Genomic DNA, 22,956 nt, shown 5'->3' with positions numbered 1-22,956 from the left:
TCAGCCGGGGGAGGGCGTATGCGTTTTCGAATACTGGGGCCGCTGGAGGTCGGCGGGGCCGGGGGGCCGGGGCCGGACTCCGGGGGCTCCAGAAATCTGACACCGCGCGCCGCGAAGATCCGGGTGGTCCTGGCCGCGCTGCTGGTACGGGCGAACGAGATCGTCTCCGTGGACACCCTGATCGACGAGCTGTGGGGCGAGGAGCCGCCCCGTACGGCCACCACCACGTTGCAGGTGTACGTGTCCCAGTTGCGCAAGCTGCTGGACGAGGCGGACGCCGAGTACGGCAGGGACGCGCTGGTGACCCGGGCGCCCGGCTACGAACTGCGGCTGGACCCCGCACAGCTGGACCTCACCGTCTTCCAGGAGCTGTACGAGCGCGGGCAGGAGCGGATGGAGCAGCGCGAGTACGACGCCGCCGCGCGGCTTCAGCGCCAGGCCCTGGCGCTGTGGCGCGGCCCGCTGCTCTCGGACACCCCGCACGGTCCGCTGCTGGACGGCACGGCGGTACGGATGACGGAGGTGCGGACGGCGGCGCTGGAACAGCGGATCCGGGCCGACCTCCACCTGGGAAGGCAGCAGGCCCTCATCGGCGAACTGCAGTCGGTGGTCGCGGAGTTCCCGCTGCGGGAGGAGTTCTTCGCCCACCTGATGGTCGCCCTGTACCGGTCGGGACGGCAGGCGGACGCCCTCCAGGTCTTCTCCCGGCTGCGGCGCGGACTGGTGGAGGAGCTCGGCATCGATCCCGGTCTTGAACTCCAGACGCTGCACCGGCAGATCCTGGGCGGCGACCCCGAGCTGCTGCGGCCGACGGGGGACGGCGGCGCCGCCGAGGGCCCGGGGGCGGACCGTGCCCGGGTCCCGGTCTCGGGCGCCGTGCCGGGACCGGGGACGGCGGACGGCCCCGAGGCCCCGGCCGCGCACCGGTCCGTGGTGGAGCTGCCCGCGTCCGACCGGCTGTTCACCGGACGCGAGGAGGAGCTGGGTGCGCTGGCCGCGCTGCTGGCCGCGCCCGGAGGCCGGATCGTGGTCCTCAGCGGCCAGGTGGGCGTCGGCAAGACCGCCCTGGCCACGGAGGCGGCGCACCGGGCGGGCGAGCGCTTCCCCGGCGGCCGGGTCCTCATCCGCATGCGGCCCGACGCGTACGGGGGCCGCGAGGGCATGGACGGTGCGGCGGCCGCCGCACGGATCGCCCGGCTGTACGGCGCCGAGGGCGCCCTGCCCGGGGACGCGCTGCCCGGGGACGCCGGCGAACTGCGGGAGCTGCTGCGGGGGCTGACCGGCGGCCGGCGCATGCTGGTGGTCCTGGACTCGGTGGACCGCGCGGACCAGGTCGAGCCCTTGGCGGCGGCCCTCCCCGAGGCCAGGTTCCTGGTCACCTGCCGGCGGGTGCCGCCCGGGCTGGACGGGCGGGTGCTCCTCCTCGACGTGCCGGCGCCCAAGGAGGCGCGGCGGCTGTTGGTGGCCGCCCGCCGAGGGTCCGACGCGCCGGACGAGGCGGAGGCCGCGGAGATCGCCGACCTGTGCGGGCAGCTCCCGCTGGCGCTGCGGGCCGCCGCCCGCGCCGAACCGTGCGAGGCTGCCCGGTTCCGTGGCGCGCCGGGGCGCCTCGCGGAACTGGACGCGGTGGCGCCCGGCTTCCTGGACCGGCTGGCCACGGCGTACGAGGACGTCGACAGCGCGCGGCAGCGGGAGTTCCGGCTGCTGGGACTGCTGCCCGAGGGGCCCTTCGGGACGGAGTCGGCCGCCGCGGTCCTGGGCACGGACGCGGCCGGCGCACGGGCCGCGGTGGCGGAGCTGGTGGCGGCCGGGCTGGTCCGGGAGGAACTGCCGGGCGCCGGCCGCCCGGCGTGCTACCGGCTGTCCGAACCCCTGCGGCTGCTGGCGGCGGACCGGCTCGCCGCGCACGAGTCGGCGGACTCGGTACGGACGGCCACCGGCCGGCTGTGCGCCGCGTACGAGAAGGCGCTGCGCGAGGCCTCCGCGCAGGTGGACGGGGCGCACTCCCTGGAGTGGCCCGCCCGGCAACGGCCCGCGTTCGTCACGATGGTCCGGCAGGCGGCCCGGGCCGGGCTGTGGGAGCAGACCGTACGCCTGGCCGACGCGCTGACCGGTCTGCTGGAGACCCTCGCCGCCTGGGACGACTGGGAGAGCTGCCACCGGCTGGCCCTGGACGCCGCCCATCAGCTGGGCGATCTGCCGGCCCAGGCTCGGTTGCTGCGCTCGCTGGGCGACCGGGCCTGGCAGCGCCGCGAGCTGCCGGCCGCCGCCGAACTGTACGAACGGGCCCTGCTGGCCGCCGACATCGCCTCCGACCTGCTCGAACGGAGCCGCGCCCTGACGGGCCTGGCCGATCTGCGGCTGGACGCGGGTGCGGTCGACGGCGCCGCGGCCCTCCTCTCCCCCGCTCTGGACGCGGCCGCGCAGGACCCTCGCGCCCGGTTCGAGGCGCTGCGGGTGATGGGGTTGCTCGCGGTCGAGTGCGGGCGCCCGGCCACCGCCGAGGAGCACTTCGGCCAGTGCCTGTCCGAGGCGGTGGTCCTGGGGGACGCCCGCCTGGAGTCCTATGCCCGGCGCCGGCTGGCGGCGCTGCGCGCCCCGGCCCCGGACTGCTCGGAGGTCCGCCCGGGGGTCTGGCGTCTGCGCTCGGCGGCGTAGGCGGGCGGGGCGGGACCGGCCGGGCCGGGTCCATCATCGGCTACGGCCCCGGTTTAGCGGAGGCCCCTAGCATCCGGGCCATGACGGTCCTGCCTGACGACGGGCTCTCCCTGGCCGCCGAGTTCCCCGACCCGACACATGAGCAGTGGCAGCGCCTGGTAGAGGGCGTACTGCGCAAATCGGGCAGGGACGCCTCCGGCGACGGCGCGGAAGAAGCATTGTCCACCCAGCTCCAGGACGGGCTCACCGCCCGTCCGCTGTACACCGCGCGCGACAGCCCGCCCGAACCGGGCGCCGTGGGCCTTCCCGGCTTCGCCCCCTTCGTACGCGGAGGCAGGGCCCCGGGCAACGCCGAGAGCGGCTGGGACGTGCGCCAGCGCCTCACGGGCACCGACCCCGCGCGCGTGAACGAGGCCGTGCTCGCCGATCTGGAGAACGGCGGCACCTCGCTCTGGCTCCCCGTCGGCACCGGCGGCATTCCCCTCGGGGGCCTCGCCCCGGCCCTGGCCGGGGTCCACCTGGACCTCGCGCCCGTGGTGCTGGACGCCGGCGCCGGCCACGCGGAGGCGGCACGCGCGTTCCTGGACCTGTGCGCCGAGCGCCGGATGCCCCCCGCGTCCGTCCGCGCGAACCTCGGGGCCGATCCGCTGGGCCACGAGGCCCGGACCGGCGAGCAGCTCGACATCGCCGCCGCCGCCGAGCAGGCCAGGACCGTCGCCTCCGGATACCCCCTGGTCCGTACGCTGACCGTGGACGTCCTGCCGTACCACGAGGCGGGCGGCAGCGCCGCGCAGGAGCTGGGCCTGTCCCTGGCCACCGGGGTCGCCTACCTGCGCGCTCTCACCGAGCACGGTCTGAGCGCGGAAGCCGCCCTGGGCCAGCTGGAGTTCCGGTACGCGGCCACCGCCGACCAGTTCCTGACCATCGCCAAGCTGCGCGCCGCGCGCCGGCTGTGGGCGCGGGTCGCCGAGGCATCGGGCGCCCCGGAAGCCGGCGCCCAGCTCCAGCACGCGGTGACCTCGCCGGTGATGATGACCCGGCGTGACCCGTGGGTGAACATGCTGCGCACCACCGTGGCCGGTCTGGCCGCAGGAGTGGGCGGCGCGGACGCGGTGTCCGTGCTGCCGTTCGATCACGCGCTGGGCCTGCCCGACGCGTTCGCCCGGCGCGTCGCCCGTAACACCTCCTCCATCCTGCTGGAGGAGTCCCACCTCGCCCGCGTGATCGATCCGGCGGGCGGCTCGTACTACGTCGAGCGTCTCACCGACGAACTCGCGCACGCCGCCTGGGCGTTCTTCCGGACCGTGGAGAAGGCGGGCGGCCAGGCGGCCGCGCTGCGCTCGGGCCTGGTCGCCGAGCACCTCGCCGCCACCTGGACCGAACGCAGGAAGGGCCTGGCCGAGCGCCGCGAACCGCTCACCGGAGTCAGCGAGTTCCCCCACCTGGCCGAGAAGCCGGTGATCCGTGAGCCCGCACCCGCGGCTCCGGCCGGCGGCCTGCCCCGCGTCCGGTGCGACGAGGACTACGAAGCGCTGCGCGCCCGGAGCGACGCCCATCTGGCGGCGACCGGGAGCAGGCCGCGCGTGTTCATCGCCGCGCTGGGCCCGGCGGCGGTGCACACCGCACGGGTCTCCTTCGCGTCGAACCTCTTCCGGGCGGGTGGTATCGAACCCGTCCACGAACCGGTGTCCGTCGACCCTTCGACCGTCGCCGAGGCCTACCTCGCGAGCGGCGCGGACGCGGTCTGCGTGTGTTCCAGCGACGCGCTGTACGAGGAGCAGGCCGAGGCGGTCGTCGAGGCGCTCGTCGGGGCGCGTGCGCCGCTGGTGTTCCTGGCCGGCCGCCCACGGGCGTATCGCGGTGTGGACTCGTACGTCTTCGCGGGATGCGACGCGGTCGCCGTGCTGGCCCTTGCCCTCGACCGTATGGACGTGACCCATGAGCAGTAGGAACATCATCCCCGACTTCTCCACCCTGGGCCTGGGCTCCCCCGCTCCCGCCGGCTCGGAGGACCTGTGGGAGGCGGCGGTGAAGGAGACCACGGGGTCCGCCCCGGCCGACCTGGTGTGGGAGACCCCCGAAGGCATCGGCGTCAAGCCGCTGTACACCGGGCAGGACCTGGAGGGCCTGGACTTCCTCGGTACGTATCCGGGGATCGCGCCGTATCTGCGGGGCCCGTATCCGACGATGTACGTGAACCAGCCGTGGACGATCAGGCAGTACGCGGGTTTCTCGACGGCCGAGGAGTCCAACGCGTTCTACCGGCGCAACCTGGCGGCCGGTCAGAAGGGCCTGTCGGTCGCCTTCGACCTGCCCACACACCGCGGCTACGACAGCGACCACCCCCGGGTGACGGGCGATGTCGGTATGGCCGGGGTGGCGATCGACTCGATCTACGACATGCGCCAGCTCTTCGACGGCATCCCGCTGGACCGGATGTCGGTGTCGATGACCATGAACGGCGCGGTCCTGCCCGTCCTCGCCCTGTACATCGTGGCCGCCGAGGAACAGGGTGTGCCGCCGGAGAAGCTGGCCGGGACCATTCAGAACGACATTCTGAAGGAGTTCATGGTCCGCAACACGTACATCTATCCGCCGAAGCCGTCGATGCGGATCATCTCCGACATCTTCTCGTACACCTCGCAGAAGATGCCGCGCTACAACTCGATCTCCATCTCCGGCTACCACATCCAGGAGGCCGGGGCGACGGCCGACCTGGAACTGGCGTACACCCTCGCGGACGGGGTCGAGTACCTGCGCGCCGGACGCGGCGCCGGTCTCGACGTCGACGCGTTCGCACCCCGGCTGTCCTTCTTCTGGGCGATCGGCATGAACTTCTTCATGGAGATCGCGAAACTGCGCGCAGCCCGCCTCCTCTGGGCCAAACTCGTGCAGCAGTTCGACCCGAAGAACGCCAAATCGCTCTCCCTGCGCACCCACTCGCAGACCTCGGGCTGGTCCCTGACCGCGCAGGACGTGTTCAACAACGTCACCCGCACCTGCGTGGAGGCGATGGCCGCCACCCAGGGCCACACCCAGTCGCTGCACACCAACGCCCTCGACGAGGCGCTGGCCCTGCCCACGGACTTCTCCGCGCGCATCGCCCGCAACACGCAACTCCTCCTCCAGCAGGAGTCCGGCACTACCCGGGTCATCGACCCCTGGGGCGGCAGCGCCTACGTCGAGAAGCTGACGTACGACCTCGCGCGCCGGGCCTGGCAGCACATCGAAGAGGTCGAAGCCGCAGGCGGTATGGCCAAGGCCATCGACGCCGGCATCCCGAAGCTCCGCATCGAGGAGGCCGCCGCCCGCACCCAGGCCCGCATCGACTCCGGCCGACAACCGGTGATCGGCGTCAACAAGTACCGGGTCGAGACCGACGAGCAGATCGACGTACTCAAAGTCGACAACTCCTCGGTACGCACCCAGCAGATCGAGAAACTGCGCCGACTGCGCGAGGAGCGCGACGAGCAGGCGTGCCAGGGCACACTGCGCGCGCTGACCGCCGCCGCCGACCGGGGCGACGGCAACCTCCTCGCCCTGGCCGTGGACGCCGCCCGCGCCAAGGCCACCGTCGGGGAGATCTCCGACGCGCTGGAGAAGGTGTACGGCCGGCACGCGGGCCAGATCCGTACGATCTCCGGTGTGTACCGCCACGAGGCAGGCGGATCTCCTCGCGTCGAACGCACCCGGGCCCTCGTCGGCCGGTTCGAAGAGGCCGAGGGGCGCCGTCCCCGCGTCCTGGTCGCCAAGATGGGCCAGGACGGGCACGACCGGGGCCAGAAGGTGATCGCCACCGCCTTCGCCGACCTGGGCTTCGACGTGGACGTCGGCCCGCTCTTCCAGACCCCGGGCGAGGTCGCCCGGCAGGCGGTCGAGGCGGACGTGCACATCGTGGGCGTCTCGTCCCTGGCCGCCGGCCACCTCACGCTCGTCCCCGCGCTGCGTGAGGCGCTCGCGGACGAGGGGCGCGAGGACATGATGGTCGTCGTCGGTGGGGTCATTCCCCCCGCCGACATCCCCACGCTCCTCGGCATGGGCGCCACCGCCGTCTTCCCGCCCGGGACCGTCATCCCCGACGCGGCCCACGACCTGGTGACGCGGCTCGCGACCGAACTCGGCCACGAGCTGTAGCGGGCCGCGTTTCCCCCGTCGCCCGGCTGCTCCCCACACGACGACTGCCGCTCGTGGTCACCTGGACGGTGACCACGAGCGGCAGTCGCTTTCCGGAGGGCGTCAGGACGCGGTCAGGACCTCGTGGAGGCGGGCCGCGAAGGCCGTGGGGTGGGTCTTGAGGCCGTTGTGGCCGCCGGGGACGGCTTCCAGCGGGGTACCCAGCCGGTCCGCCAGATTCCGGGCGCAGCGGTAGGACCAGCTGCGCTCGGAGGGGCGGCCGGCCAGGGGGACGATGCGGGCCGGTCCGGACTTGAGGGCGTCGAGGTCGGCGTCGGACATCAGGTGGTGGCGGTAGGAGCCGATCTCGTGGGCGAGGAAGAACTCGATGTTGGCGAGCTGTTCGGGGGTCATGGGCGCCGGTACGACGTCCGGTTCGGCGTCCTGGGCGGTCACGTCGATGTCGTTGAACCGGGCCATGTGGGCCAGTGCGGGGCCCCAGCCGGAGGTGCGGTAGTCGCTCTCGGCAGCGGCGATCAGACCGGCGGCCGCCTCCCGGTCGGCGCCCGTGAGCAGGGCCAGTTCGGACGGCTCGTGCGCCGCGTACACCGACACCAGGTCGGGCCGGCGCGCGGTCAGGTGCAGTCCGATGACTCCGCCGACGCTGTGGCCGAACAGCAGCGAGGGTCCGTCCGCAAGGGCCTCCATCAGCAGCGCCAGGTCCTCGGTGTGCACCTGCGGGCCCAGTTCCGGGGCGGGGTCGCCCACGGCGGAGCGGGACATGCCGCGCCGGTCGTAGGTGACGACGGTGTACCGGTCCGCGAGCCGCTCGACAAGGGCCGCGGTGCGGCGCGCGTCGCCACCGCCGCCGTCCATCAGGAACAGCAGCGGACCGGTCCCGGTCTTCTCGTAGTAGAGCTCGGTGCCCGGTACGGACACGTGGGCGGTCGTGGTCACCATGCGGGAACTTCCTTGATCGTCACGACGCCGGCGGAGCTGATCCAGCCGGGTCCCTGGGAGAGCAGCAGGACGTGGTCACCGGGCGCGAGCTCTCCGGTGCGCACCAGGTGGTCGAGGGAGATGACCAGGTCGGCGGCGCCGACGTGGCCGATGGAGCGGCCGAAGTCCCAGCTGGAGCGGGACATCGGCAGGCCGAGGGGGGCCATGACCGAGAACTCGATCATGCGCCCGTCCTGGTTGATGGGGATGACGCGGGCGATGTCGGAGGCGTTCAGCCCGGCGTCGACCAGCGAGCGGTGCACGATGTCGAGGTCGAACGTGCCGATCCGTTCGACGGTCTCGGCGAGCGACATCTCCCGCTCGTTGAACAGGGCGGCCCGCTCGGCCACGGCCAGCCGCTCGCCCGCCCCGTCCTGCGGCGGCAGCAGCGACTCGTCGCCGCGGTGCCACGCCTCCAGCTCGGGCAGCGTACCGGAGTTGACCGAGCGCACCTCGGCGAAGCCGTCCTCGCTGCTGAGTACGGCCGCGGCCGCCCCGTCGGCGAGGATGTAGGAGTCGCCGAAGCCGCGCCAGCGGTCGATCAGCGGGGTGGCGAAGTTCTGCGCGGTGGTCAGCAGCGCCGTCTCCACCTCGGCGGCGCCGGTCATCTGCCCGACCGCGACCTCCATCGCGGCGAGCATGCCGTTGCAGCCCTGCCGGATGTGCAGCGACGGCACCTGCCCGACCCCGAGTTCACGCAGGACGTACGCGGGCGGATAGGACCCGTCGGGCCCCTGGTAGTAGACGCCGCTGTGCACGTGCGACTCGACGTCCTCGGCGTCCAGGCCGGACCGTTCCAGCGCCTGCCGGGCGGCGGTGACCGCCATGTCGAGCGCCGGTATCCCGTCCGACACATGGGTGCCGGTCAGACCGCTCGCCTTGTACACCTCCTCGTCGTAGAGGCCGTCCGCGACCGCGTCCTCGGCACTCATCCGGCGGGGCAGGAACACCCCGACCGAGCTGATGTACACGCCTTCCACTCTCACGCCATGTCTCCTTGATGACTCGGCTATCTATCGGCCGAAGATCTGCTGCTTGATGTGCTGGGCCAGCTCGGCCGAGGTGGGCTGGTCGAAGACGACACCGGGCGGCATGCGCAGCGCGGTGGCGTCGTTGAGGGCGTTGCGCAGGGCGAGTGCCGAGAGCGAGTCGAAGCCCATGTCCCGGAACTTGCGGTCGGCGTCGACGGCTTCGCCCGATCCGTGGCCGAGCACGCTCGCCGCGTGTGCCCGGACGAGGTCCAGGAGGAGGGCGTCGCACCCGGCGGCGTCGAGGGCGAGCAGCCGCTGCTTGAAGCCGCCGGCCCCGGCCGGGCCCTCCTTGACGGTGCGTCGGGCCGGTCCGCGGACCAGGCCGCGCCACAGGGCGGGCAGCCGGCCGGCCGCGGCGAGCGCGGCGAGCGCCTCGAAGTCCGGCTCGGCCACGACGACTCCGGCCGCGCCGACCGCCGTCGCGGCGTCCAGCAGCTCCCCGTCGACGGGCCCGGCCGTCCCGGGGCGGCCGGACAGGGCCACGGCCGTGGTCCCGCCGCTGCGCAGCACCCGCGCCCAGGCCTCCAGGAACGCCCCGGTGGCCCCTTCCTCCTCGGAGAGCATGACGTACGCGGCGTCGGGCCCGGCCGCCTCGCGCAGTGCTTGCGCGGTACGGGCCGCGTGGGCCGCCTCCGCCGACGCGTCCGCGTGCGGGTCCACGGCGTGGACGACGGCGATGACCGGGTGGGCCGGGGGGACCGCCGCGAGGACGTCCGCCAGGGCCGTCGGGTCGGCCGGGTCGACCGGGGCCGCGGTCACCCGGGCTCCGGCGGCGGTGAGCCCGGCTTCGAGCTCCGCCGTGTCCCGCGCGCCGGCCAGCAGCAGGTTGCGCACGCCGTGCCGCTCCGCCAGCCGGAGGGCGTACGGCTCGGCCTGTCGGCCGACGACGAGGACCGTGCCCTCGGGGTCGTACGCGGGCCAGGTGCCGGCGACCGCCGGGGCGAGCCGAGGCACCTTGAGCGTGCTGCGGCGCAGGGCCAGCTGGTCGTGGCCCGCGGCGATGGCCTTGACCAGGGAGCGCCACGACGCCTTGCTCCCGTCGGTGTCGGCCAGGACGAAGCGGTCCGGGTCCGTCTCCTGGGCGGCGCGGATCAGGCCCCACACCGCCGCGGCGGCGGGGTCGCCGCCCTGCGGTGCCGAGGCCGCGGTGGCGTCCTTGGTAAGGAACACCAGCCGGGAGCCGGCGAACCGGGTGTCCGCGAGCCAGGTGCGGACGCGCTGTGCCGCCTCCTCCACGCCCCGTCGTACGGATGTCGCGATGTCTCCGTCCGCGGTGGCCGCCACGGACACCAGGACGACATCGGGCGCGGGTGCGCCCTCCGCCTCGATCCGGGCCGCCAGGGCGTCCAGGCCGGGGTGGGCCTCGGCATAGGTGCCCGCGGCCATGAGTCCGGAGCGGGCCCGGAAGACGTCCTCGCCGACCACCGCCCAGTTGAGCGGGGCCGCTTCGGTCACCGGGGCGGGCTTCTCGTCGGTCCACTCGACGGTGTACTGCCCGCCGCGCTGGGCGGACGCCGCCTGCCGGATCCGCTCGTCGGCCCCGTCCTCCAGCAGCATCGCGCCGATGGTGGCGACGGGCGCCCCGCCGCCGTCCGCGATCTCGACGGTGACGCCGAGGGGTTCGTCGGCGGTGGGCACGACGCGCACGCGCAGGGTGGTGGCGCCGACGGCGTGCAGCGTGACGTCGCGCCACCGCACCGGGGTGGCCCCGGCCGGGAGACCGGTCAGGACGGCGGAGCCGAGCGCCGCCTCCAGCAGGGCGGGATGCAGGGCGTACCCCGCCGGGTCGTGCCCCTCACCGGAGACGATCTCGGCGTACAGCTCTCCGTCGCGCCGCCAGGCCGCCCGTATGCCGGGCAGCGAACCCGCGTCGAGCGGTTCGGCGTCGAGCGGCGGCCAGACTTCGAGGTCCCACTCCGGGGCCGGCTCGTCGGCGGTCAGGACGGCCGTGGCGTGCCGGGTCCAGGCGGTGCCGGGAGCCCTGCCCTCGCGGCGGGAGTGCACGGACAGCCTGCGCAGCCCGTCGTCCTCCGGCTCTCCGACCTCGACCCGCAACTGCACGCCGCCCCTGCGGGGCACGACGAGGGGTTCGTGGAGCGTGAGTTCGTCCACCCGGCCGGTACCCGCCTCCTCGCCGGCCCGCAGGGCGAGCTCCAGGAACGTGGCACCGGGCAGGGTCTCCGCGTCGCCGAGCCAGGGCTGGGCGGTGAGGGAGAGGCGCCCCGTGTAGAGCAGTGATCCGGAGCCCGGCAGTTCGACCGCCGCGCCGAGGAGCGGGTGCGGGGCCGCACCGGGGCCCAGGTCGGAGACGGTGGGGGTGGCGGCGTGGGAGGCGGAGAGCCAGTAGTGCTGACGCTGGAAGGGGTAGGTGGGCAGGTCGACCGGGTGGGTGACCTCGGGAAGCTGCGGGGTCCAGTCGACGGGGACGCCGTGGGCCCACGCCTGGCCGAGGGACAGCAGGAACCGCTCAAGCCCGCCTTCGTCCCGGCGCAGTGACGGCACCGCGAGCGCCGCGACGGCACCGGCGGCCTCGAAGGTCTCCTGGAGACCGATCGTCAGAACCGGATGCGCACTCGACTCGATGAACGTGGTGAAACCGTCCGCGAGCAACTTCCACGTCGTCTTCTCGAACTCGACCGTCTGACGCAGATTCCGATACCAGTACCCCGCGTCCAGGGCCGCGCTGTCGACCACCTCGTTCGTGACGGTCGAATAAAACGGGATCTCCGGGACCCGAGGAGCAACCGGCGCCAGGAGCTGCGCCAGTTCGGCCTGGATGGACTCCACGTGCGGGGAGTGCGAGGCGTAATCCACCGCGATACGGCGCGAGCGCACCCCGTCCTTGTCGAGCACCGCGACCAGCTCGTCCAGGGCACTGTCCGTACCCGACACGACGGTCGAGGACGGGCCGTTGACCGTGGCCACACCCAGATCGTCCGCCCACCGCGTCAGATACGGGCGCACCGCATCAGCGGGCAGCGCGACCGACAGCATCCCGCCCCGACCGGCCAGAGCCTTGATCGCCCGGCTCCTCAGCGCCACCACCAGGGCGCCGTCCTCCAAGGACAGCGCACCCGAGACGACAGCCGCCGCGATCTCACCCTGCGAGTGCCCCACGACCGCATCCGGCACGACCCCGTAAGAGCGCCATACCTCGGCGAGGGAGATCATCACCGCCCACAGCGCGGGCTGGATCACGTCCACCCGCTCCAGCAGGCCCTCCGGATCGCCTTCCAGGAGGACCGGCAGCAGATCCCAGTCCGTGTGAGCCGACAGGGCCCGCGCACAGTCCTCAAGACGCTCCCGGAACGCCGGCGACGCCTCGAACAGACCCGCCGCCATGCCGATCCACTGCGAACCCTGACCCGGGAACACGAACACCGTGCGGCCCGTGACCGCCTCACCCGTCACCACCGAGCCGGCCGCATCGCTCCCGGCCAGTGCGCCAAGGCCCGCAAGGAGCTCTTCGCGCCCACGGCCGAGCACCACGGCCCGGTAATCGAAACGCTCCCGTGAATCGACCAGGGCGGCAGCCACCGCCCCCACCGACTCCTTCGGATTGCGCTCGACGAAGCCCGCGAGCCGCACGGCCTGCTCACGCAGAGTCCCCGGACTCTTCGCGGAGACCACCCACGGCACATCCGCCGGTGCCTCCGTCTCGACCCGGGACTCCAGCTCCGGGGCCTGTTCCAGGATCATGTGCGCGTTCGTTCCCGAGATACCGAAGGACGAGACGGCCGCGCGGCGCGGGCGGTCGACCTCGGGCCACGGCCGCTGCTCGGTGAGCAGCTCCACCGATCCCTGGGACCAGTCCACGTGCGACGTCGGCGTGTCCACCCCCAGGGTCTGCGGAAGGATTCCCTCCCGCAGGGCCAGCACCATCTTGATGACGCCGGCGGCGCCGGAGGCGGCCATGGTGTGGCCGATGTTGGACTTCAACGAGCCGAGCCACAGCGGCTGGTCGGCCGAGTGCTCCTGCCCGTACGTGGCGATCAGGGCCTGCGCCTCGATCGGGTCGCCGAGCTTGGTCCCCGTACCGTGCGCGTCCACGACGTCGACGTCCGTACCCGTCAGGCCGGCGTTGGCCAGCGCCTGGCGGATGACACGCTGCTGGGAGGGGCCGTTCGGTGCGCTGAGCCCGTTGCTCGCGCCGTCCTGGTTGACCGCCGAACCCCGGATCACCGCCAGCACCGGGTGGCCGTTGGCCTGGGCATCGGACAGCCGCTCCAGCAGCAGGACGCCCGCGCCCTCGCCCCACGCCGTCCCGTCGGCCGCGTCCGCGAACGCCTTGATGCGGCCGTCGGTGGCCAGGCCGCGCTGGCGGCTGAACTCGGTGAACATGCCGGGCGTGGCCATCACCGAGACGCCGCCCGCGACGGCGAGCGAGCACTCTCCGCCGCGCAGGGACTGCGCGGCCTGGTGCAGGGCGACGAGCGAGGAGGAACAGGCCGTGTCCACGGTGATGGCGGGGCCTTCGAGGCCGAGGAAGTAGGCGAGGCGGCCGGATATGACACTGGTGGTCTTGCCGGTGAGCAGCAGGCCGTCGACGCCTTCCGTGGCCTCGTGCATGAGGGAGCCGTACTCCTGGAAGAGCGCGCCGACGAACACCCCGGCCTGGCTGCCCTGGACCGACTCCGGCGGGATGCCCGCTCGTTCGAAGGCTTCCCAGGCCGTCTCAAGCAGCAGGCGCTGCTGCGGGTCCATGGCGAGCGCCTCACGCGGCGAGATCCCGAAGAAGTCGGCGTCGAACTCGGCCGCCTCGTAGAGGAAGGAGCCCTTGCGGACATAGCTCTTGCGGGAGCGGTCGGGGTCGGCGTCGTACAGGGCCTCCAGGTCCCAGCCCCGGTCGTCGGGCAGGTCGGCGGCGGTGCCGGCGCCTGCGGCGAGCAGTTCCCACAGTTCCTCGGGAGAGGACACCCCGCCGGGCAGCCGGCAGCCGAGTCCGATGATGGCTATGGGGTCGTCGGCGGTCCCGGTGCCGGCGGTCGCCGGGCCCTGACGGACGGCCACCGGGGCCGCGGTCGTGTCCTCGACGCCGAGCAGGCCGCGCAGGTGGGCGACCATCGCGTCCGGGGTCGGATGGTCGAAGACGGCGGTGGCCGACAGGCGCAGCTTGGTCGCCTCACCGAGGCGGTTGCGCAGTTCGACGGAGGAGAGGGAGTCGAAGCCGAGCGTCTTGAACTTGCTGTCGGGGCGGATCGACGCCGGGGAGGAGTGCCCCAGCACGGTCGCCGCGTTGGTCCGTACGAGGTCGAGCAGGGCCCGGTCCAGGTCGCTGCCGGTGAGTCCGGCGAAGCGGTCGCCCGCGGCTGCGGCGGCGGCCGACGCGGCGGCCCTGCGCGCCGTACGGGCGCGGACGAGTCCGGAGAGCACGGGCGCCAGCGAGCCGCTGTCGGCCTGGGTGCGCAGCCGGGCGAGGTCGAGACGGGCCGGGACCAGGGCGGCGCCGGGGTCGGCGAGCGCCCGGTCGAAGAGGGCCAGTCCCTCGGACGAGCCGAGGGGCACCAGGCCGGCCCGCGTCATGCGGGCGAGGTCGGCCTCGTCCAGGTCGCCGGTGAGTTCGCTGCGCTGGTCCCAGAAGCCCCAGGCCAGCGAGGTGGCGGGGAGACCGGCGGCCCGGCGGTGCGCGGCGAGTGCGTCGAGGTAGGTGTTGGCGGACGCGTAGTTGGCCTGGCCGGCGCCTCCGATGGCCCCCATGACGGAGGAGAAGAGGACGAAGGCGGCGAGGTCGGTGTCGCGGGTGAGTTCGTGCAGGTGCCAGGCGGCGTCGGCCTTGGGGCGCAGGACGGTGTCGAGACGCTCGGGGGTGAGCGCGGTGACCGTGCCGTCGTCCAGGACGCCCGCGGTGTGGATGACTGCGGTGAGGGGGTGGTCGGTCGGGACGGTGGCCAGGAGTGCGGCGAGCGCGTCCCGGTCGGCGGTGTCGCAGGCGGCCAGGGTGACGGTCGCGCCGAGGGCTTCGAGTTCGGCGCGCAGCGTGTCGGCCCCGGGGGCGTCGGCACCCCGGCGGCTGGTCAGGAGGAGGTGGCGGGCCCCGTACGCGGTGACCAGGTGGCGGGCGAAGAGCGCGCCGAGGGTGCCGGTGCCGCCGGTGATCAGGACCGTTCCCTCGGGGTCGAGCGCGGGCGGCACGGTCAGCACGATCTTGCCGACGTTCTGCGCCTGGCTCAGGAACCGGAACGCCTCCGGGGCCCGGCGGATGTCCCAGGCACGGACCGGCGAGTGGTGCAGTGCGCCCGACTCGAAGAGGGCGACGATCTCGGTCAGCATGCGCCGGAACTTCTCGGGGTCCCGGTGCGCGACCTCGATCAGGTCGAACGCCTGGTAGGCCACCCCGGGATGGGCGGCGGCGACCTCGTCCGCGTCGCGGATGTCGGTCTTGCCCATCTCCACGAAGCGGCCGCCGCGCGGCAGCAGCCGCAGCGAGGCGTCCACGAACTCCCGCGCCAGGCAGTCCAGTACGACGTCCACGCCGCGGCCGTCCGTCGCCTCCCGGAACCGCTCCTCGAAGTCGAGGGTGCGTGAGGAGGCGATGTGGGCGTCGTCCAGGCCGGAGGCCCGCAGCGCGTCCCACTTGGTGGGGCCGGCGGTGCCGTAGACCTCGGCGCCCAGGTGGCGGGCGAGCTGCACGGCCGCCATGCCGACTCCACCGGCGGCGGCGTGTACGAGGAGGGTCTCGCCGGACCGCAGTCCCGCGAGTTCGACCAGGCTGTAGTAGGCGGTGCCGAAGACGATGGGCATGGCGGCCGCGTCCTCGTACGACCACTGGTCGGGGATACGTACGACGAGCCGGTGATCCACGACCGATACGGGTCCGAAGGAGCCGGGCAGCATGCCGGTGACCCGGTCGCCGACGGCGAGGCCGGTGACGTCCGCGCCGGTCTCGGTGATCACACCGGCGCCCTCGGTGCCCATGGACGCCTCGCCCGGGTAGACGCCGAGCGCGATCAGCACGTCGCGGAAGTTGAGTCCGGCGGCCCGGACCGCGACCCGTACCTCCAGCGGCCCGAGCGGGGCGGCCGCCTCGGAACCGGTCACCAGGGTGAGGGCCTCCAGGGTGCCGCGCGCGGTGACGTCCAGGTGCCAGGGCTCGTCCCCGGCCGGCGGGAGCAGGATGTCGGCGCGCCCCGCCGCACGGGCGAGGCGCGGGACGAGCACCTTGCCCGCGCGCAGGGCGAACTGCGGCTCGCCACCGGCGAGTGCGGCCGTGAGGGCCGTGGCGGAGGCCGGGTCCTCGTCGGTGTCCACGAGGACGAAGCGCCCGGGGTTCTCCGTCTGGGCGGTGCGCAGCAGGCCCCAGACGGGTGCGTACGCCGGCGCCTCGGGCGCGGTCGCGGAGTCCGTCGCGACGGCCCCGCGCGTCACGACGACCAGGCGGGCGTCGGCGAACCGGTCCTCCGCGAGCCACTCCTGGACCGCGGTGAGCACCCGGTGGACGGCGGCCCGGGCGGCGTCCGGCGTGCACCGGTCGTCCGTCTCGCCCTCGGTCATGAACAGCAGGGCGTCGGTGGAGTCCCCGTCCGTCCACGCGTCGCGGAGAGCGGTGAGGTCCGCGTGCCGGGTGGCCCGTACGGAAGCGGGCCCGGCCCCGACCACGACGAACGGCCGGGCGTCGGTGTCCTGGGCGGCCTGCACCGGGGTCCAGTCCAGGTGGTACAGCGCGTCGTCGGCGCCACCTGCGCCCTGACCCAGCTGGGCGGGGGCCACCTCTCGGAGTGCGAGGGAGGTGATGGTGGCGACGGGTTGTCCGGTGGTGTCGGTGATGTGGAGGGTGATGCTGTCGGTGTGGGCCGGGGTGATGTGGACGCGGACGGTGGTGGCGCCGGTGGCGTGGAGGTGGATGCCGGACCAGGCGAAGGGGAGGCGGGGTGCGGGCAGTTCGGTGCCGGGGGTGAGGAGTGCGGTGTGAAGGGTGGCGTCGAGCAGGGCGGGGTGGATGCCGAAGGTGTCGGCGTCGCTGTGCTGGTCCTCGGCGAGCGTGACCTCGGCGAAGACCGCGTCACCGTTGCGCCATGCGGCCTGGACGCCCTGGAAGACGGGCCCGTACTCGTAACCGGCGGCCGCCAGCTCCTCGTACAGCGTGCTCGTGTCCAGGCGGACCGCGCCGGTCGGGGGCCACACCTCGTCGGCCGGTGCGCCGGCGGCGCCGCCGTGGCCGAGCTCGCCAGTGGCGTGCCGGGTCCAGAGGGTGCCCTCGGTGTCGGGGCGGGAGTGGATGCCGATGCTGCGGCGGCCGTGCTCGTCGGGCTCGCCGACCTCGACGCGCAGGAGGACGGCGGTGGTGCCGGTGAGGACGAGGGGGGCTTGGAGGGTGAGTTCCTCGACGGTGTCGCAGCCGGTCTCGTCGGCCGCGTGCAGCGCGAGGTCGACGAAGGCAGTGCCGGGCAGCAGGACCGTGCCGGAGACGGCGTGATCGGCGAGCCACGGGTGCGACTTCAGCGAGAGCCGCCCGGTGAGGACGGTGCCGTCGGAGCCGGCCAGGTCGACTACAGCGCCGAGGAGCGGGTGCGCGGCGGTGGTGAGCCCGGCGGTGGACACGTCGCCGGTCGTCTTGACGGGGTCGAGCCAGTAGCGGGTGCGCTGGAAGGGGTACGTGGGGAGGTCGAGGGGGCGCTGGGGCTCGGGGAGGGCGGTGGTCCAGTCGACGGGGACGCCGTGGGTCCATGCCTGGCCCAGGGAGAGCAGGAACCGCTCAAGCCCGCCCTCGTCACGACGCAATGACGGCACCGCGAGCGCCGTTGACGCCTCAGCGGCCTCGAACGTCTCCTGAAGACCGATCGTCAGGACCGGGTGAGCGCTGGACTCGATGAACGTCGTGAAGCCGTCCGCGAGCAGGGCCCGGGTCGTCTTCTCGAACTCCACCGTCTGACGCAGATTCCGGTACCAGTACCCCGCGTCCAGGACCGCGCTGTCGACCACCTCGTTCGTGACGGTCGAGTAGAACGGGATCTCGGGCACCCGAGGAGCAACCGGGGCCAGGAGCTGCGCCAGCTCGTCCCGGATCGACTCCACGTGCGGGGAGTGCGAGGCGTAATCCACCGCGATACGCCGCGAGCGCACCCCGTCCTTGTCGAGCACCGCGACCAGCTCGTCCAGGGCACTGTCCGTACCCGACACGACGGTCGAGGACGGGCCGTTGACCGTGGCCACACTCAGGTCGTCCGGCCACCGCGTCAGGTACGAGCGAACCGCGTCGGCGGGCAGTGCGACCGAGAGCATGCCGCCTCGGCCGGCCAGAGCGATGATGGCCCGGCTCCGCAGCGCCACCACCAAGGCGCCGTCCTCCAAGGACAGCGCACCGGAGACGACAGCGGCCGCGATCTCGCCCTGCGAATGCCCGACGACCGCGTCCGGGACGACTCCGTATGAGCGCCACGCCTCGGCGAGGGAGACCATGACCGCCCACAACGCGGGCTGGATCACGTCGACCCGTTCCAGCAGGCCTTCCGGGTCGCCTTCCAGCAGGACCGGCAGCAGATTCCAGTCCGTGTGCACGGACAGAGCCCGCGCACAGTCTTCAAGCCGTACCCGGAACGCCGGCGATGCCTCGTAGAGACCGGCCGCCATGCCGATCCACTGCGAGCCCTGACCCGGGAAGACGAACACCGTGCGGCCCGTGACCGCCTCGCCCGACGCGCTGGCGTCCGCACGCAGAGCGTCCAGCAGTTCCTGACGGGTGCTGCCGACCATGGCCTTGCGCTGCCCGAACACCGTGCGATGGGAGGCCAGTGCGGTCGCCACAGCACTCGGTGTGAGCTCCGGGGCGCTCTCCACAAACTCCGTCAGACGAGCCACCTGGTCGCGCAGGGCCTCTTCGGTCCGACCGGACAGGAGCCACGGCACCACACCACTGGCGGAAACCTCCGGCAGCGACGCCTCCGGGGCCTGCTCCAAAATCATGTGCGCGTTCGTACCCGAGATCCCGAAGGACGAGACTGCCGCGCGGCGCGGGCGGCCGACCTCCGGCCACGGCCGCTGCTCGGTCAGCAGCTCCACCGAGCCCTGGGACCAGTCCACGTGGGACGTCGGGTCGGTGACATTCAGCGTCTGCGGGAGGATTCCCTGACGCATCGCCATGACCATCTTGATGACACCGCCCACGCCAGCGGCGGCCATGGTGTGACCGATGTTCGACTTCAACGAGCCGAGCCACAGGGGCTGTTCGGGGGAGCGCTCCTGCCCGTACGTGGCGATCAGGGCCTGCGCCTCGATCGGGTCGCCGAGCTTGGTTCCGGTGCCGTGCGCCTCCACGGCATCGACGTCCGTACCCGTCAGGCCGGCGTTGGCCAGCGCCTGGCGAATCACCCGCTGCTGAGAGGGGCCGTTGGGTGCGCTGAGCCCGTTGCTCGCGCCGTCCTGGTTGACCGCCGAACCCTTGATGAGAGCGAGGACCGGGTGGCCGTTGGCCTGGGCATCGGACAGCCGCTCCAAGAGGAGAACGCCTGTCCCTTCGCCCCACGCCGTGCCGTCCGCGCTCGCGGAGAACGCCTTGCAGCGGCCGTCCTGCGACAACCCCTGCTGCCGCGAGAACTCCACGAACATCCCCGGCGACGACATCACCGTCGCACCACCGGCCAGGGCGAGCGAGCACTCGCCACTACGCAACGACTGGGCCGCCAGGTGCAAAGCCACCAGGGAAGCCGAGCACGCCGTATCCACGGTGACGGCCGGGCCTTCCAGGCCGAGGGTGTAGGAAATACGGCCCGAAGCAACACTCGCCGTGTTGCCTGTCAGGAGGTACCCCTCCGTCCCCGCAACCGGCTCCGCCAGGCGCGGACCGTACTCCCCGGTCATCGCACCGACGAACACACCCGTCCGACTGCCCTTGAGCGACTGCGGAACAATCCCCGACCGCTCCAACGCCTCCCACGCCGTCTCCAGCAGCAAGCGCTGCTGCGGGTCCATCGCGAGCGCCTCACGCGGCGAGATCCCGAAGAACTCCGCGTCGAACCCGTCCGCCCCCTGAAGGAACCCGCCATAACGCAGGTACGACTTCCCCGACACTCCACGCTCGGCGTCGTACAGCCCCTCGGCGTCCCAGCCGCGATCCTCCGGCCAGTCCCCGATCGCATCCCGGCCTTCAGCGACCAGGCCCCACAGCCCCTCCGGCGAGACCACCCCACCCGGATACCGGCACGCCATGCCCACAATCGCCAGCGGCTCGTCGGAACCGGAGACGGAAGCGGCGTCGGGGAGGTCGAGCGCATCGGTGGTGCCGAGCAGCGCCGTCACGATGTGGCGGGCGAGAACGGCGGGTGTCGGGTAGTCGTAGACGAGCGAGGACGGCAGAGCGATGCCGAGGTCGGCGGCCAGCCGGCTGCGCAGCTCGACGGACGACAGGGAGTTGTGGCCCAGTTCCTTGAAGGGCAGGGCGGGGTCGAGCACGTCGGTCGCGTCGTACTCCAGCACCTCTGCGGTGTGGCGGCAGATGAGGTCGGCGATCAGCGACTCCCGCTGCTTCTCGTTCAGCCCGCGCAGCCTGCCGGCCCAGGTCGTCCCGACCGCCTCGGCCTCGTCGGCCTCCTGCTGCGGGGCGGGAGCGGAGGCGGAGGTGGAGAACGCCTGGGGCGCGTCGGGGGCGTCGATCCAGTAGCGCTTGCGCTGGAAGGCGTAGGTGGGGAGCTTGACCCGGTTCCCGCCGGGCAGGAAAGCGGTCCAGTCGACATCGGTCCCGCTGGAGTACGCGGTGCCCAGGGCTCGCAGCAGTGTTTTGGCCTCGTCACGCTCGCTCTTGAGCGCGGAGGCGGCGGTGGGGGTGTCGAGGGTGTTCTGGACGAGAGACGTCAGGACCGGGTCCGGCCCGAGTTCGAGGTACGTGGTGATGCCCTGGGCGTCCAGGGTGCGGATGCCGTCGTGGAAGCGGACCGCCGCACGGATCTGACGGGTCCAGTAGGCGGGGCTGGTCAGCTCGTCGGCGACCTGGCCGGTGATATTCGATATGACGGTGATCTGCGGCTCGTGGAAGGTCAGGGAGCCGATCGTCTCCTCGAACTCCGTCAGGGCCGTGTCCATGTGCGCGGAGTGGAACGCGTGGGACACGGTAAGCCGCTTGACCTTGACTCCACGCCCTCGGAACAGGTCTTCCAGGCCCCCGACCGCGTCCGCGTCGCCGGAGACGACGACCGCTGCGGGGCCGTTCACCGCCGCGAGGGACACGCCGTCAACCAGCTCCGGGACCACCTCCGCCTCGGGGGCGGCGATCGCGAGCATGGCCCCGCCCGCGCGGGCGGCTTGCATCAGCCGGCCCCGTACCGCGACCAGAGCACACGCGTCCTCAAGGGAGAACACTCCGGCTGCGTATGCGGCACTCACCTCGCCGATCGAGTGACCGATCAGCGCGTCAGGACGCGCCCCGAACGAGGACACCAGCGTGAACAGGGACGACTCCAGCGCGAACAGCGCGGCCTGCGTGAACCGGGTCTGGTCCAGTACCGGATCGCCGTCGAACACCACGTCCTTCAGCGACCGGCCGAGATGCCCGTCCAGATGCGCACATGCCGCGTCGAACGCTTCGGCGAACACCGGGAATGCCTCGTACAGCTCCCGGCCCATTCCCGCCCGCTGGCACCCCTGCCCGGTGAACAAGAACGCCGTCCCCGCAGCACCGACAGCGCCCGCAGTACGAACCTTCTCCAGGCCGGCAATAAGCTCTTCGCGGTCCGTGCCCACCACCACGGCACGGTGTTCGAAAACCGTCCGCGAGGAGGCGAGTGAGTATCCGATATCGAGCAGCGAAGACTCGGATCCACTTACGAACTCAGCGAGCTTGTCCGCCTGCGCACGCAACGCCTCAGCGCTGCGCCCCGAGAGCACCCACGGCACCAGGACCGGCTCCGCACCCTGCACCACAGGAGCCCGCTCGGGTGCCGGCCGCAGAATCAGATGGCAGTTCGTCCCGCCCATCCCGAACGACGACACACCCGCAACACGGGAGGACCCCTCCCACACCCCTGTCTGGGTCTGCACCCGCAGATTCAACGCATCGAGATCAATCGCAGGATTAGCCGACTCAAAGTTCAGACTCGCCGGCACCACCCCATACCGCACCGACATCGCGGCCTTGATCAGACCGACGATCCCCGCCGCACCCTCCAAATGCCCGACATTCGTCTTCGCCGAGCCCACCACCAACGGCTCGGAACGCCCCGGCGCATTCCCCAGCACCATCCCCAAAGCCGTGGCCTCGACCGGGTCACCCAACGCCGTTCCGGTCCCGTGCAGTTCCACGTAACCGACCTCGCCCGGCGCCACACCCGCACGCTCACACGCAAGCCGCAACACCCCGGCCTGACCCTCCACGCGCGGAGCCGTCAGACCATCACCGCCGCCATCATTGTTGACCGCACCCCCCGCGATCACACACACCACATCATCACCCTCAGCGACCGCATCCTCCAGCCGCTTCAGAACAACAAGACCCCCACCCTCACCCCGCACATAACCATTCGCCCGACCATCGAAAACAAACGCACGCCCATCCGGCGACAACCCACCGAACTTCGACACCGCCACCGAAGACTCCGGCGCCAGCATCAAATTCACCCCACCCGCCAACGCCAACGACACCTCACCACGACGCAACGCCTCACACGCCTGATACACCGCCACCAACGCCGACGACTGACCCGAATCCACCACCAACGACGGACCCGTCAAACCCAACAGAAACGACACCCGATTCGCGATCACACTCCGCGCGAGACCCGTCGACGTGAAGGCACCAATCCCCTCCACACCACCCCGCCGCGCCAGAACCGCGTAATCATCCGCCATCGACCCCACGAACACACCAGCGGCAGACCCCCGCACCGAACCCGCCACCACACCGGCGTCCTCGAACGCCTCCCACGCCAACTCCAAAACCAACCGCTGCTGCGGATCCATCGCCACAGCCTCACGCGGCGAAATACCAAAAAACCGCGCGTCAAAACCATCAACCCGACTCAAAAACCCCGCACGCCGAGCAACCGACTTCCCCGCCACCGACGGATCCGGATCATAAAACCCCTCACCGTCCCAACGATCCGAAGGCACCTCGCCCACCGCATCGAGCCCACCGACCAGCCCCTCCCAAAACTCCCCCGGCCCACCCTCAGCACCCGGGAAACGGCACGACATTCCGACAACGGCAATGGCCATGGACTCGTTCATCTGG

General features: G+C 72.5%; 6 protein-coding genes. 3 read left to right on the top strand and 3 right to left on the bottom strand.

Features of this window, described 5'->3' with window-relative positions; translation table 11 throughout:
* Positions 1–18: 18 nt before the first annotated feature.
* From ACIQZN_RS32795 to scpA, 3 genes are all read left to right on the top strand, one after another.
* Complete coding sequence (locus ACIQZN_RS32795; RefSeq protein ID WP_404001880.1) at positions 19–2,658, top strand: BTAD domain-containing putative transcriptional regulator; 2,640 nt, start codon at positions 19–21, stop codon at positions 2,656–2,658.
* 80 nt (positions 2,659–2,738) lie between these two features.
* Positions 2,739–4,607, top strand: coding sequence for a methylmalonyl-CoA mutase family protein (locus tag ACIQZN_RS32790; RefSeq protein ID WP_404001877.1), 1,869 nt, complete (start codon positions 2,739–2,741; stop codon positions 4,605–4,607).
* Positions 4,597–6,792, top strand: a complete 2,196-nt coding sequence (gene scpA, locus ACIQZN_RS32785) for a methylmalonyl-CoA mutase (RefSeq protein WP_404001874.1) — start codon at positions 4,597–4,599, stop codon at positions 6,790–6,792. The genes ACIQZN_RS32790 and scpA overlap by 11 nt, the downstream gene beginning before the upstream one ends.
* 102 nt (positions 6,793–6,894) lie before the next feature.
* Here scpA and ACIQZN_RS32780 read toward each other — a convergent pair whose 3' ends face one another.
* Genes ACIQZN_RS32780 through ACIQZN_RS32770 form a run of 3 tightly spaced genes read right to left on the bottom strand, consistent with a single transcriptional unit; the run spans position 6,895 to position 22,952 of the window.
* Positions 6,895–7,731 carry an alpha/beta fold hydrolase gene (locus ACIQZN_RS32780; protein ID WP_404001872.1) on the bottom strand — a complete coding sequence of 279 codons (837 nt, stop codon included), beginning with the start codon at positions 7,729–7,731 and terminating at the stop codon, positions 6,895–6,897.
* Entirely contained in the window at positions 7,725–8,756 is a 1,032-nt protein-coding gene (locus tag ACIQZN_RS32775; protein ID WP_404001869.1) for a ketoacyl-ACP synthase III family protein, read from the bottom strand. The genes ACIQZN_RS32780 and ACIQZN_RS32775 overlap by 7 nt, the downstream gene beginning before the upstream one ends.
* Positions 8,757–8,783: 27 nt before the next feature.
* Positions 8,784–22,952, bottom strand: a complete 14,169-nt coding sequence (locus tag ACIQZN_RS32770) for an SDR family NAD(P)-dependent oxidoreductase (RefSeq protein WP_404001866.1) — start codon at positions 22,950–22,952, stop codon at positions 8,784–8,786.
* Positions 22,953–22,956: the final 4 nt, after the last annotated feature.

The organism is Streptomyces sp. NPDC097595 (assembly GCF_044761525.1).
Classification (GTDB): Bacteria; Actinomycetota; Actinomycetes; order Streptomycetales; family Streptomycetaceae; genus Streptomyces; species Streptomyces drozdowiczii_A.
The sequence above is the reverse complement of the archived record's forward strand: the minus strand, read 5'-3'. Positions and strand labels throughout refer to the sequence as shown.